The sequence below is a fragment of the Acinetobacter sp. VT 511 genome, from assembly GCF_001077515.1.
Taxonomy (GTDB): domain Bacteria; phylum Pseudomonadota; class Gammaproteobacteria; order Pseudomonadales; family Moraxellaceae; genus Acinetobacter; species Acinetobacter schindleri.
Genome location: NZ_LFRE01000052.1, coordinates 15,212 through 29,251, shown reverse-complemented (window position 1 = coordinate 29,251; position 14,040 = coordinate 15,212). Strand labels below are relative to the sequence as shown.

Annotated in this window: 10 protein-coding genes; 7 read left to right on the top strand and 3 right to left on the bottom strand. The window is 44.9% G+C overall.

All coding sequences use genetic code 11. The annotated features are described in order from the left end of the window. Nucleotides 1-218: 218 nt before the first annotated feature. From ilvC to ACS72_RS04985, 3 genes are all read right to left on the bottom strand, one after another. The gene (ilvC, locus tag ACS72_RS04995) at nucleotides 219-1,235 is read right to left on the bottom strand and encodes a ketol-acid reductoisomerase (RefSeq protein ID WP_004813124.1); all 1,017 of its coding nucleotides are present in this window, start codon (nucleotides 1,233-1,235) and stop codon (nucleotides 219-221) included. 105 nt (nucleotides 1,236-1,340) lie between these two features. After that, nucleotides 1,341-1,832, bottom strand: a complete 492-nt coding sequence (gene ilvN, locus ACS72_RS04990) for an acetolactate synthase small subunit (RefSeq protein ID WP_004813125.1) — start codon at nucleotides 1,830-1,832, stop codon at nucleotides 1,341-1,343. Continuing rightward, nucleotides 1,829-3,556: an acetolactate synthase 3 large subunit gene (locus tag ACS72_RS04985; protein ID WP_004813127.1), complete on the bottom strand. Its 1,728-nt coding sequence runs from the start codon at nucleotides 3,554-3,556 to the stop codon at nucleotides 1,829-1,831. Before ACS72_RS04985 ends, ilvN begins: the two co-directional genes overlap by 4 nt. Before the next feature lie 690 nt (nucleotides 3,557-4,246). On the opposite strand from ACS72_RS04985, the gene ACS72_RS04980 reads away from it, so the two are divergent. The 7 genes from ACS72_RS04980 (at nucleotide 4,247) to ACS72_RS04950 (ending at nucleotide 14,013) form a co-directional block, all read left to right on the top strand. Further along, entirely contained in the window at nucleotides 4,247-4,573 is a 327-nt protein-coding gene (locus tag ACS72_RS04980) for a DUF4124 domain-containing protein (RefSeq protein WP_228145441.1), read from the top strand. A 122-nt stretch (nucleotides 4,574-4,695) separates the two neighbouring features. Further along, a complete protein-coding gene (gene leuS, locus ACS72_RS04975) occupies nucleotides 4,696-7,317 on the top strand; it encodes a leucine--tRNA ligase (protein ID WP_048881423.1) in 2,622 nt (873 codons plus the stop codon). Nucleotides 7,318-7,581: 264 nt separating this feature from the next. Next, nucleotides 7,582-8,115 carry an LPS assembly lipoprotein LptE gene (gene lptE, locus ACS72_RS04970; protein ID WP_004813132.1) on the top strand — a complete coding sequence of 178 codons (534 nt, stop codon included), beginning with the start codon at nucleotides 7,582-7,584 and terminating at the stop codon, nucleotides 8,113-8,115. A gap of 9 nt (nucleotides 8,116-8,124) precedes the next feature. Then, nucleotides 8,125-9,111 (top strand): DNA polymerase III subunit delta, encoded by a 987-nt coding sequence (gene holA, locus ACS72_RS04965; RefSeq protein WP_048881422.1) that lies wholly within the window; start codon nucleotides 8,125-8,127, stop codon nucleotides 9,109-9,111. A gap of 117 nt (nucleotides 9,112-9,228) precedes the next feature. Further along, nucleotides 9,229-10,605 (top strand): MacA family efflux pump subunit, encoded by a 1,377-nt coding sequence (locus ACS72_RS04960; protein ID WP_048881421.1) that lies wholly within the window; start codon nucleotides 9,229-9,231, stop codon nucleotides 10,603-10,605. 2 nt (nucleotides 10,606-10,607) lie between these two features. Then, complete coding sequence (locus tag ACS72_RS04955) at nucleotides 10,608-12,584, top strand: MacB family efflux pump subunit (protein ID WP_048881420.1); 1,977 nt, start codon at nucleotides 10,608-10,610, stop codon at nucleotides 12,582-12,584. A gap of 10 nt (nucleotides 12,585-12,594) precedes the next feature. Beyond that, complete coding sequence (locus tag ACS72_RS04950) at nucleotides 12,595-14,013, top strand: efflux transporter outer membrane subunit (RefSeq protein WP_048881419.1); 1,419 nt, start codon at nucleotides 12,595-12,597, stop codon at nucleotides 14,011-14,013. The last annotated feature ends 27 nt before the right edge of the window (nucleotides 14,014-14,040 follow it).

Sequence of the window (14,040 nt, the reverse complement as noted above, 5' to 3'; positions counted from 1 at the left end):
TTTGCTTGAATCCAAGGTATGAACGAGTACAAAACACTGTTTTGTAAGAAGTGTAAGGAGGCAAAGCACTGCTTTGAATGAAGCACAAGAAGTGAAAGCACACTGTTTTCATCTATTTGAGGCATGAAGTTCAACTCAAATAAATCAGTTTTGTTTTTTACGAGACATCAAAAAAGCCCCTGTTAAAAACAAGGGCTTTTAGACTTAGAAATTAGAACTTAGTTCTTTTCTTTATCTACAATCTTGTTCGCTTGAATCCAAGGCATCATCGCACGAAGTTTGTTACCCGTTACTTCGATACCGTGAGCAGCATTTTGACGACGACGTGCAGTCATAGATGGGTAGTTCAACGCACCTTCTTGGATGAACATCTTCGCATATTCACCTGATTGAATACGTTTAAGTGCATTGCGCATTGCTTCACGAGACTGTTCGTTAATAACTTCAGTACCCGTTACATATTCGCCGTATTCAGCGTTGTTAGATACTGAGTAGTTCATGTCCGCGATACCGCCTTCGAACATCAAGTCAACGATCAATTTAAGTTCGTGTAGACATTCGAAGTATGCCATTTCAGGCGCATAACCAGCTTCAACCAAAGTTTCGAAGCCCATTTTAACCAATTCAACAGCACCACCACAAAGAACTGCTTGCTCACCAAATAAGTCAGTTTCAGTTTCTTCACGGAAAGAAGTTTCGATGATACCTGTACGGCCACCACCAACACCTGATGCATAAGAAAGTGCAACGTTACGAGCATTACCAGAAGCATCTTGATGAATAGCGATCAGGTCAGGAACACCTGAACCACGTTGATATTCAGAACGCACAGTGTGACCAGGCGCTTTAGGGGCAACCATGATTACGTCAAGATCAGCACGTGGAACAACCTGGTTGTAAAGAACAGAGAAACCGTGAGCAAATGCAAGAGTCGCGCCTTCTTTGATGTTTGGCTCGATTACGTCACGATAAAGTTGTGCTTGGAACTCGTCTGGAGTCAAGATCATCACTACGTCAGCTTGAGCAACAGCAGCAGGAACTTCAGCAACTTTAAGACCAGCGTTTTCAGCTTTTTTCCAAGAAGTAGAACCAGCGCGAAGACCTACAGTTACGTCTACACCAGAATCTTTAAGGTTAAGCGCGTGCGCGTGACCTTGTGAACCATAACCAATGATCGCTACTTTCTTAGATTGGATGATAGATAAGTCGCAGTCTTTATCGTAAAAAATTTGCATTGCTGTCTCCGCTTAATGCTTGTTTGTCTGTTTAACCAGGCAGTGAATCTTGTATTTACACTGCCTGATACCCCCTTCTTTTTAGGATGAGGAAATACTTTAAAATTAGATTGTCAGTACTTTTTCGCCGCGTGCGATACCCGAAACACCTGAACGAACCACTTCTAAAATGGTATGTTCTGCAAGTGCATCGATAAACGCATCCACCTTTTCAGTTGTACCTGCAATTTGAATGGTATAAGTCGTTGGTGTTACATCAACAATCTGACCACGGAAAATATCGGCAGTACGTTTGATTTCATCACGCGATGAACCGAGTGCTTTGACTTTAATGAGCATCAGTTCACGTTCAATATGCGCACCTTCTGACAGATCCACTACTTTTACTACTTCAACTAATTTATTCAGCTGTTTAGTAATTTGTTCGATCTTGTGATCATCGCCATAAGTGGTCAATGTCAAACGAGAAAGTGTTGGATCTTCAGTTGGCGCAACGTTTAATGTTTCGATGTTGTAGCCACGTTGTGAGAATAAACCCACTAAACGGGAAAGCGCGCCTGCTTCGTTTTCAACAAGTACAGAGATGATATGTCTCATGCTGTGCGCTCCCCTTTTGCCAACCACATATCCTGCATTGACTGACCTGCAATAAGCATCGGATAAACGTGCTCAGAGCGATCAACCATTACGTTAATAAATACGCACTTATCATTGATTGCCATCGCTTCTTCAAGCTTAGACTCAAGCTCATCTGCATGATCAATCTGAATACCAACATGACCATAAGCTTCCATCAATTTTGCAAAGTCCGGCAATGACTCTACATAAGAGCTAGAGTGACGACCTTCATAGTTCATATCCTGCCACTGTTTTACCATACCCAATGCACGGTTGTTCAGGCACAGAATTTTCACGTTCAAGCCGTATTGCTTACAGGTTGAAAGCTCCTGGATACACATCTGGATCGATGCTTCACCAGTGATACACACCACTTGCTGATCCGGAAATGCAAGCTTAGCCGCCATTGCATATGGCAGACCTACGCCCATCGTTCCTAAACCACCTGAGTTGATCCATTGACGTGGACGCTTGTAGCGATAGTGCAATGCGCCGAACATCTGGTGCTGACCCACGTCAGAGGTGATGATCGCTTCGCCATTGGTCACTTTGTCGAGCGCACGAACTACTTGTTGAGGCTTCATCGAACCATCAGTCGGTAGATCAAACTTCAAGCAGTTCACTTGACGCCATTCATCAATTTGCTTCCACCATGCCGCAATCGCTTCAGGATTTGGCTTGGACACATTCATCTGTTTCAGCTGGTTTAGCATTTCGTTTAGTACAGGCTCTACTGCACCCACGATTGGAATGTGCGCCATGATAGTTTTAGAAATTGTCGCTGGGTCAATATCAATGTGAATGACTTTGGCATTTGGACAGAATTTCGCAGGATTATTGGTTACACGGTCATCGAAACGCGCACCAATACACAGAATCACGTCTGCATTGTGCATGCTCATGTTGGCTTCGTAAGTACCATGCATACCGAGCATGCCCAGGAACTGTGGATCATCGCCCGGGAATGCACCAAGACCCATCAAGGTATTGGTTACTGGGAAGCCCAACAGATGTGCAAGTTCAGTCAATTGTGCTGAAGCATTGCCTTGAACCACACCACCGCCAGAATAAATCACTGGGCGTTTAGCATGAATCAGTTCGTCAATCGCTTTACGGATTTGACCTGAATGACCACGGTATGGTGGCTGATACGAACGCATCTTCACTTTTTCAGGATATTCGTAAGCAAATTTCTCTGCTGGATTGGTCGCATCTTTCGGAATATCAACAACGACTGGACCTGGACGACCAGAAGCAGCGATATAGAATGCTTTTTTGATAATTGCCGGAATTTCGCTGGCATGACGAACCTGGAAGCTGTGCTTCACAATCGGACGGGAAATACCAACCATGTCCGTTTCCTGGAACGCATCCTCACCAATTAAGTGACTTGCAACCTGACCAGACAGGATCACCATTGGAATGGAATCCATATAAGCTGTTGCAATTGGGGTTACGGTATTGGTTGCGCCCGGACCTGATGTCACAAGCACGACACCAGTTTTACCTGTTACGCGCGAGTATGCATCTGCCATATGGCCGGCAGCTTGTTCGTGACGTACGAGGTAATGATTAATTTTGTCTTGTTGAAATAGCGCGTCGTAGATATGTAGAACTGCGCCGCCTGGATATCCAAAAACATGTTCAACGCCTTCATCCGCTAATGCGCGAACGAGCATTTCACCACCAGATAGAAGTTCCAACGTGATTCACCCTAATATTATTCACTGCACAAATGGGAGGCATTTGCAGTGTTCATTCATTAACTGTCTGCACTGTTATAGCACATAAATTTCATAGTTTTCATAGCAATAGGAAAAAAAATCTGGCCTCTTTACTGTTCGAGCAATACAAGACCTAAAACATGTTGGGATAAACATATTTTGCTTAGCTTTGTTCAATTTCTCGGCTAGAGAAATCGCCCACTGCATGAAATGACACTTATTCGAAGGGTGATCGATCTAAGGCATATAAAACTATTGCAGCATTCTTGTGTTTTCAGTCTGTAAAGTCAAGTTCAAAAAACACTCTGATTCATCTAGCTTTTAGGGTTTTTGCTGTTTTTCTAAACTTTTATTCAAGGTATAGCTTCATAGACCCTCTTTATCTAGCAAAAATATTTAATAAAATCATTATCATAAATATTTATTTCTATAAAATTTTAGTATGCCTTATATAAAAAAAATGAATGAATTTTTCTATTTTTTGATTTTAATGTTTATAAATAAATTTACTTATTGGTCTGTTTATATTTTCTTCAATTAGCTTTTTCTGCATTTATTACGAAAAGTCGATAAAAATACTCCTCTGATTATTTAAACTGACTACAATATGCACAACCTGAATGCTGAAACTGCAAAGGATCAATAACCATGAGACGTTCACTGTTTGCCATGTTAACAAACACCCTTCTACTCTGTTTTATGAGTGGAAACACCATGGCAAATCAATACTATAAATGGGTCGATGCCAAGGGAGTAACGCATTACACCAAAACACCACCGCCAAAAAATGCAAAAAAAGCAGGTAAAGTGGAAACTTATGGCTGGAAAAATTCAGCCCCAACCCCTCCTAGAAATACTGAACCTGCTGAACAAACTGAGCACGCATCTCAAGAACAGCTGCAACAATTGCCTCAAGCTCCAGCGGATCAAGACCAGCAGCAACGCGAAGCGAACGAAGCCTTGCAACAATCTAAAAAGCGTGCAGTCGCTTTATAAGGCATCCCTCTAATAGGACAGTCGTTTTTTCTTCGGGAAATGTGAGTGCAAAATTCACTATAAGTGCATTTTGCGCTATGCTGTGCCTCATAATTTTTTAACCGTTCTCTTGTATTACGTATATGACTACTCACATTGACTCAGAATACCAAGCCAGTGCGATTGAGCCTCAAGTCCAACAGGACTGGGAATCGCAGAAAGCCTTTAAAGTTGCCGACACTGTAGAAGGTCCACGTCGTTATATCCTCTCGATGTTCCCTTACCCAAGTGGCAAACTGCATATGGGTCATGTGCGTAACTATACGATTGGTGACGTGATCAGCCGTTTCCACCGCCTTAAAGGCGAAACCGTGCTGCAACCAATGGGTTGGGATGCGTTCGGTTTGCCTGCTGAAAACGCAGCGATTGCACACCAGGTCGCACCAGCAAAATGGACCTTTGAAAACATTGATTACATGCGTAATCAGTTGAAAAAGTTAGGTCTTGCAGTGGACTGGGATCGTGAATTCGCAACCTGCACACCTGAATACTACCGCTGGGAACAATGGCTATTCGTTCAGCTTTATAAAAAAGGCCTGATCTACCGTAAACTTTCAACCGTGAACTGGGATCCAGTCGATCAAACAGTTTTGGCCAATGAACAGGTCGAAAATGGCCGTGGTTGGCGTTCAGGTGCATTGGTAGAAAAACGCGATATTCCAATGTACTACTTCCGCATTACCGATTATGCCCAAGAATTATTAGACGATTTAGAAACTTTAAAAGATGGCTGGCCACAGCAAGTCTTGACCATGCAACGCAACTGGATTGGGCGTTCGCAAGGGATGGAAATTACCTTCCCTTCAGCAAATCCTGAAGTTTACTCAGATGGTCTAACTGTATTTACCACACGTGCCGACACCTTGATGGGTGTGACTTATGTTGCTGTTGCAGCAGAACACCCAATGGCGCTAAAAGCGGCTGAAACGAATCCTGAATTAAAAGCATTTATTGAAGAATGCCGTATGGGTTCTGTGGCAGAAGCGGATCTTGCCACTGCCGAGAAGAAAGGCATGGCAACAGGTTTGTCAGTTAAGCACCCTGTAACAGGTGAACAAGTTCCAGTTTGGATCGCAAACTATGTGTTGATGTCATACGGTTCAGGTGCGGTGATGGCGGTACCTTCACACGATGAACGTGACTTCGAATTTGCCAACAAATATGGCTTAATCATCAAGCAAGTGATTGATGCCAAAGGCGCAGATGATGCGGACTTTGATGCAACACAATGGCAAGAATGGTACGGTTCGAAAGAAGGCAAATTGGTCAATTCAGGCGAATTTGACGGTTTAGATTTCCAAGGCGCATTTGATGCATTCTTAGCGAAACTTGAGCCACAAGGTCTTGCGAATGTAAAAGTTCAATTCCGTTTACGTGACTGGGGTGTCTCTCGTCAGCGTTATTGGGGTTGTCCAATTCCAATGATCAACTGCCCAACGTGTGGTCAAGTGCCAGTGCCTGAAGAACAACTTCCTGTTGTGCTGCCGACTGACGTAGTTCCAGATGGTTCAGGTAACCCATTGAACAAGATGCCTGAGTTCTATGAAACATCTTGCCCAAGCTGTGGTGGCGACGCACGTCGTGAAACAGATACCTTGGATACTTTCGTAGAATCATCTTGGTACTATGCACGTTATGCATCTCCAGACTTTACCGATGGCATGGTGAAACCTGAAGCGGGTCAAACCTGGCTTCCTGTCAATCAATACATCGGTGGTGTTGAACACGCGATTCTACATTTGCTTTATGCACGTTTCTTCCACAAATTGATGCGTGATGAAGGTGTGGTACAAGGTAACGAACCATTCACTAACCTTTTAACACAAGGTATGGTGCTTGCTGATACCTATTACCGTGAAGCAGAGTCAGGCAAGAAAACATGGTTTAACCCTGCGGACATCGAGCTTGAAAAAGACGAAAAAGGTCGTATCACTTCTGCGAAATACAAAGAAGATGGTCAAGACGTTGTCGTTGGCGGTCAAGAGAAGATGTCGAAATCGAAAAACAACGGGATCGACCCGCAAGCGATTATTGACCAATACGGCGCAGACACTGCACGTGTATTCATGATGTTCGCTGCACCACCTGATCAATCTCTTGAATGGTCGGATGCAGGTGTGGAAGGTGCAAACCGCTTTTTGAAACGTGTATGGCGTTTGGCAACGGGCTTCCTTGAACAAGGTAATGCTGCTGTAACTATCGACAAAGCATCGCTTTCAACTGCTGCGCAAGACTTACGCCGTAAGACGCATGAAACCATCCAAAAAGTGGGTGATGACATTGAACGTCGTCATGCATTTAACACTGCCATTGCAGCGATGATGGAACTTCTGAACGCAAACAACAAGTTTGAATCGAAAGATGACAATGACGTGGCTGTTGCTCGTGAATCGATCATCACGCTTTTGACTTTACTTGCACCGTTTGCACCACACTTAAGCCAGACTTTATTGGCGCAGTTTGGTATTGAGTTAACTTCTGCTCAATTCCCAAGCGTTGATGAGTCTGCATTAACCCGTAATACCCAAACCATCGTGGTTCAGGTCAACGGTAAACTTCGTGGCAAGCTTGAAGTGTCTGTTGATGCATCTAAAGACGACATTCTTGCACAAGCCAAAGCATTGCCTGAAGTGCAACAATTCTTGACGGGTCCAACCAAGAAAGAAATTGTGGTACCGAATAAATTAGTGAATTTGGTGGTTTAAATCTTGAGGAATTGTTTAAGCACTGCTTTAAACAATTCCGCAAGGGGGGATATGGGCAATTAAATCTATTAACCTCATCCTCTTGCGGAATATATTCCTCATCCCAGAGGGAGAAGGGACTTTAAGGAATAATCCCTCCTCACATAAAGGTAGAGATTAAAAACAATTCCCAAACAAAGCCCGTTGCCAGTCAACGGGCTTTGACTTTACAATCCCCTACAGAATTTCAATATTTTCCCATTTTGGAAAAACAGAGGACAGCGCATGCATTTGGGCAAACGTTTAGCAGTAATTGTTTTAACTTGTGGCCTGAGTGCAGGCCTAGTCGGCTGTGGCTTCCATCTTAAAGGTAATAATCCAAGCTCGGTACCTGTGGCTTATTCAGTAATGAGTCTGGCTTTACCTGCCAATACCGAGGAACTTCAGGAAAAACTAGCAATTTATCTGGGTGCGGCTGGCGTACAATTGTCAAATTCACCAAATGCCTATGTATTGCGTGTACTGGATTATACTCCGCGTCGTTTGGAATTAAACGGTAAACTGGTAGAAACATTATTACGTCTCAATGTGACCTTCCGTATTGAAGATGCACAAGGTAATCCTGTGACTGAACCGCGTACGATCGTCGCGACCCGCACCTATCAATATGATATCGAGACAGTAAATACTGATGACCAGGAACAGGTTTTCCTGAAACAGGTTCTCATTGATGATGTAGCACAACAGATTGCGCGTCAGATTTCGTCGAACCGTCTACCTTTGGCAAAACCTGAAACTCCTACTCAACCGGCACAATAAGACTGAACCATGAAACTTGATTACCTTCAGGCATTAAAACGTGTCTCCGATGCTCGCGGTGCCTGGGTGTTACATGGTCAGGAACCTCTGCTTGAGCAGAACTTGATGGATGCTTTTCGTACCAGCTGGCAACAGCGGGAAGTTGAACGTCAGCGCTATGATGTCAGTTCGGTCAGTGACTGGAAAAATGTCTTTAATGCATTAAATAGTTTGTCTCTGTTTTCGACTCAATTAGCGGTTGAAGTACATGGCAACATCAAGCCGGACGCTAGTGGCATCAAGCTATTAAAAAGCTATTTGCAGCAGGACAGTGACAATTTATTGCTGATCATCATGCCTAAACAGGATAGTAGCAGCCTGAAATCCAGCTTTTTCCAGGTCATGGATGCCAATGGCGTCAATGTCTCTCTGACAGCCAATTATCCGCGCGACCGTCAGCAAATTTTGTCAGTTGAGGCAGAAAAGCTCGGCATTAAACTTGCCAATGATGCCTGGGTATGGTTGGAACAACACCATGAGCATAACCTGCTGGCAGCCAAAAATAGTCTGATGCGTGTTAGTGATACCTTTGCTGAGATCGATGTAATCCAGGTGGATCATCTGTATGCCTGCCTGCAAGATCAATCACGTTATAGTACCTATGACCTGAGTGATGCCTTGCTAAATGGCAATCTGGCACAATCGATTAAAATTTTTCAGTATCTGATTGCTTCTGGTGAGCCATTGAGCTTAATTCTGTGGAGTATCAGCAAGGAAATGCGTTTGTTAATGCAGCTGTTTGAACAGCCACAAAATGCGCTACAGATCGGTATCTGGAAAACCAAAGTTAGCCTATATCAACAGGCTTTACGTCGACTTAGCCCACAAACCTTTTTAGCTTGGCCGGCCCTGTTATTAAGAATTGATGCTTCTATCAAAGGGTTGGGGCATGAAAACCCTGAACATTTGGTGCAGCAAGCCATTGCCAGCATGTGTGGCAAAACTTTATTTCATTAAGAGCTTAATCATCAGATAAATAAAATAATAATCATTCTTATTTGTTAAAAAATTCACGATTTATCCTTAATTCGCTTTTATAATCACTCACATATCTCTGACTTAAATCTGTTCACTATGCCAAAAATAAAACCGTCCAAACTGATCATGGCAGTAGTCATTGCCATTGCACTTATAGCCACCGGGTGGTATTTCCTCAAACCTGAAGAACAGCCAACACAATACATTACTGCTGAGGTGACTCAGGGAGATATTGAAAACTCGGTACTGGCAACAGGTGTACTGGAAGCTACCAAGATGGTTAGCGTCGGTGCGCAGGTTTCTGGTCAGGTGAAAAGAATGTATGTGCAACTGGGCGATCAGGTTAAACAGGGTCAGTTGATTGCTCAAATTGATTCTGTACGTCAGGAAAATGATTTAAAAACTGCTGAAGCCAGTATTAAAAACCAGATGGCTCAATTGGCAGTGCGACAAGCAAATCTGGCCAAAGTTGAAGCAGAATATAACCGTCAGAAAGCTATGTATGCACAGGATGCGACTTCCCGTTCAGAGCTGGAATCAGCCTTGGCAAGTTATAAGACAGCACAAGCGGAGATTACTGCAATTAATGCTCAGATTGAACAGTCACGTTTAACTTTAGCCACTGCAAAAGAAGATCTGGGCTATACCCAAATCGTGGCACCGATGGACGGTACCATTGTGGCGATTGTGACCGAAGAAGGCCAGACCGTAAACGCAAACCAGAGTGCACCGACCATTGTGAAGCTGGCAAAACTTGACACCATGACCATCAAAGCCGAAATTTCTGAAGCAGATGTCATGAAAGTTGAAGAAGGTCAAACGGTTTATTTCACCACCCTAGGCAACAGTGAAAAGAAAATCTACGCGAAACTACGTCAGGTAGAACCAGCACCAAATTCAATTAATACCGATACCAATACTTCAAGTTCATCTTCTAGTTCTGCAGTGTATTACAACGCCTTGTTCGATGTACCGAATGAAGATGGCAAACTGCGTATTGATATGACGGCGCAAGTCTATATTGTGCTGGATGAAGCACGAAATGTATTGACCATTCCAGCTGCTGCGATTCAAACCTCTAACCGCCCACAACGTCCAAATCGTGGTGAAGGTGCTCAAGAAACACGTAGTGAGGGTCGTCCAAGCGGTGAAGAGTCTGCTGCTCGTGATGAAAGCCGTGCTGACAATGCAAAAGGTGAACGCCCTGCCCGTCGTCTGGAACTTTCTGATGCAGAACGTGCTCTGATTGAACAAGGGAAAGCTCAACGTGCCATGGTTCGCGTATTACAAGCGGACGGTACTGCAAAACCGACACCAGTGCTGATTGGTCTGAATAACCGTGTGACAGCGCAAGTGATTAAAGGCTTGAAACGTGGTGATCAAGTGGTTATTGCCGATGGTTCAGACACTTCAAATGACAGTGCTAAACGAAGCGGTGGTGGTCGTAGTGGCGCCGGCCCAATGAGAATGTAAGCATGAATCAACAACAACAGCCTCTGTTAGAGGTCAAGAATCTGATTCGTGAATTCCCAGCGGGTGAAAGTACGGTTCAGATTCTCAAGGGTGTTAACCTCGAAATCTATCCCGGCGAGCTGGTTGCCATTGTTGGTCAGTCCGGTTCAGGTAAATCAACCTTAATGAACATTTTGGGTTGTCTGGATAAACCCACTGCTGGCAGCTATAAAGTCAAAGGGCGTGAAACCCGCGAACTGGAAGCGGACGAGCTGGCCCAGTTACGCCGTGAATATTTCGGCTTTATTTTCCAGCGCTATCATCTTCTTGGTGACTTGAATGCTGCAGGCAACGTTGAAGTGCCTGCCATTTACGCGGGGGCGGACTCAACTGAACGTCATGAGCGTGCTGTCAAATTGCTGACAGATTTGGGGCTAGGTGAAAAAACCGAAAACCGTCCAAGTCAGTTGTCTGGTGGTCAGCAGCAGCGTGTTTCAATTGCTCGGGCCTTAATGAATGGTGGTGACGTTATTCTTGCCGATGAACCGACAGGGGCATTGGATAAGAATAGCGGTATTGAAGTAATGCGCATTCTGCGCGAGTTGAATGCCAAAGGTCATACCATTATTCTGGTCACACATGATCATAATGTGGCCAAGAATGCGACCCGTATTATTGAGATTTCAGACGGTAATATTATTTCTGACCAGCAGAATGTACCTGAAGTCGATGATGGTTTTACAAAGCAAACGCTAGAACGCAGTGAACAGAAGAAAATCTCCAGCTGGCGTTCAGCAGTAGATCGCCTCGGTGAAGCATTCCGTATGGCGCTACTGGCCATGAATGCCCACCGCATGCGAACCTTTCTGACCATGCTTGGGATTATTATCGGGATTGCCTCCGTGGTTTCCGTGGTTGCGCTGGGTAACGGCTCGCAAAAGCAGATTCTGGAAAATATTAGCAGTCTCGGGACCAATACTATTACTGTATTCCAGGGCCGTGGCTTCGGGGATAATTCACGGTCCTCCCAAGCCAAAACCCTAATTCCTGCCGATGCGGATGCTCTGGCAGAACAGCCCTATGTTGATGGTGTCAGTCCATCGGTCAACAGCAGTGTCACTGGACGGTATAAAGAAATTGAAGCTTCAACCACCGTCAACGGCGTCAGTGAAGACTTCTTCTATGTCAGAGGTATGGCTTTTAAGTCCGGTCAGCCTTTTGATAAGGAAAGTGTTACGGAACAGGCCCAAGATGTGGTCATCGATACCAATACCCAAAACACTTTCTTCAAAGATGGCACCAATCCGGTTGGACAAGTGATTCTGCTGGGTAGTGTACCAACCCGAGTAATTGGGGTCATTGATGCGCAAAAAGGCATGATGGGCAACAATGATACGCTAAATGTATACCTGCCTTATTCAACTGTCATGAGCCGTATGCTGGGACAGTCAAATGTGCGTCAGATCATTGTACGTATTAAAGATGAGTACCCAAGTGCCGCGGCTGAAAATGCGATCCTGAACTTACTGGTACAGCGCCACGGTGCGCAGGATGTATTCACCCAGAATGCGGACAGTATTCGTGAAACCATTCAGCAGACAACCCAAACCATGACCTTGCTGATTTCTGCAATTGCAGTCATTTCTCTGGTCGTCGGTGGTATTGGCGTGATGAACATCATGCTGGTGTCGGTAACAGAACGTACCCAGGAAATTGGTGTACGTATGGCAGTCGGTGCCCGTCAAAGTGACATCCTGCAACAGTTCCTGATTGAAGCGGTACTGGTGTGTATTCTGGGCGGCATTTTGGGTGTGCTGCTATCCCTCGGGATTGGTCAACTCATTACCCATTTTGCTGGAGGTACTTTCCAGATGGCATATTCGACCACTTCAATTGTAGCAGCCTTTGTCTGCTCCAGCCTGATCGGTATTGTGTTCGGCTTTATCCCGGCGCGTAATGCAGCACGACTGAATCCTGTCGATGCCCTCTCTCGAGAATAAGGAATCTGATATGCAAATGAATTTAACCAAACTTGCCAGTGCCCTGCTCCTCGGGAGTTCACTGGTGGGGTGCGCAGCTGTGGTAAAAACACCTTACGAACAGCCAAGCATAGCTGTGCCTGGCAGTTTTCAGAATAATACTGTGCTAAGTAAGCAGATTTATGATGATGTCCTGGCTGATCAGTGGTGGACCTTATTTAAAGATCCTCAACTGAATACGCTTGTCGAGGATGTATTATCACGCAATAGCAACCTTGCAGTAGCCGGGATTAACCTGCAACAGGCACGTATTCAGGCCAGACAAACGCAAAGCCAGCAAGGTGTACGCATTGGTGATGCACGTGTTTCAACTGGTCGTCAGTTTAGTCTGGATGGTGACGGGGACCGTTCTACTGGGATTTCACTAGGTTATCCTGGTCTTAGTTATGAGCTGGATCTATTTGGCAAGCTTGCCAATCAGACTGAAGCAGCCCGTTGGGAAGCTCGTGCTACTGAACAAGACTTGCAGGCAACGGCGCAAAGCCTGATTGGAACGACTGCACAGCTTTACTGGCAATTGGCTTATTTAAATGAGCGCTATAGTGTCGTACAGCAGAACCTGGCAACGGCACAGAAGACTTATGACCTGGTACGGGTACAGTATCGTGCTGGTGCCGTTTCTGGCCTAGACCTGACCCAGGCCGAACAGGCAATCCAGAGCCAGCAAGCTACTTTAAGTGAGATCGAGCAACAACGCGTTGAAACACGTACCGCACTCGCAGTCCTTATGAATATGCCGGTGCAGCAGCTTTCTATTCAGGAACCACAACGTCTGCCGAATATTGCCTTGCCTGCGATTGAAGCGGGTTTGCCTGCAAGTCTGCTGTCACGTCGTCCAGACTTAAATGCTGCTGAATTGCGTTTACGTAAAGCGCTCGCCAATAAAGATGCTAACAAGGCCAGCTATTATCCATCAATTAGTCTGACCGGTAGCTTAAGTACGGGTATTGGTACCAGCACGTCTTTGTCAGATGCGCTAAAAAATCCGGTTGCAACATTGGGCGCAGGTCTCACCTTGCCCTTCCTGCAATGGAATGACATGAAGCGTGATCTACAAGTGAATGAACTGGAATATGAAAAAGCAATTCTGCAATATCGCCAAACCATTTATGAAGCTTTTGCCGATGTAGAAAATGCCCTGTCAAATCGTACTGAGCTGACGAAACAGGTCGAGCTACAGCGTCGCAATGTCGAGCTGGCAGAGAAAACAGAACGTTTGACTGAAGTACGTTATCATAATGGTGCAGTTGCCTTGAAGAACTTACTTGATGCGCAGGAAACCACACGTAATGCGCGCCTCAGTCTGGTACAAACGCGTCAAAATCAATACAACGCTTATGTCACTTTGCTGCAGGCGCTGGGTGGTAGTCCAATCAAGCAATTACCATAATATCTTCAAATAAAAAAACCGCTGCCG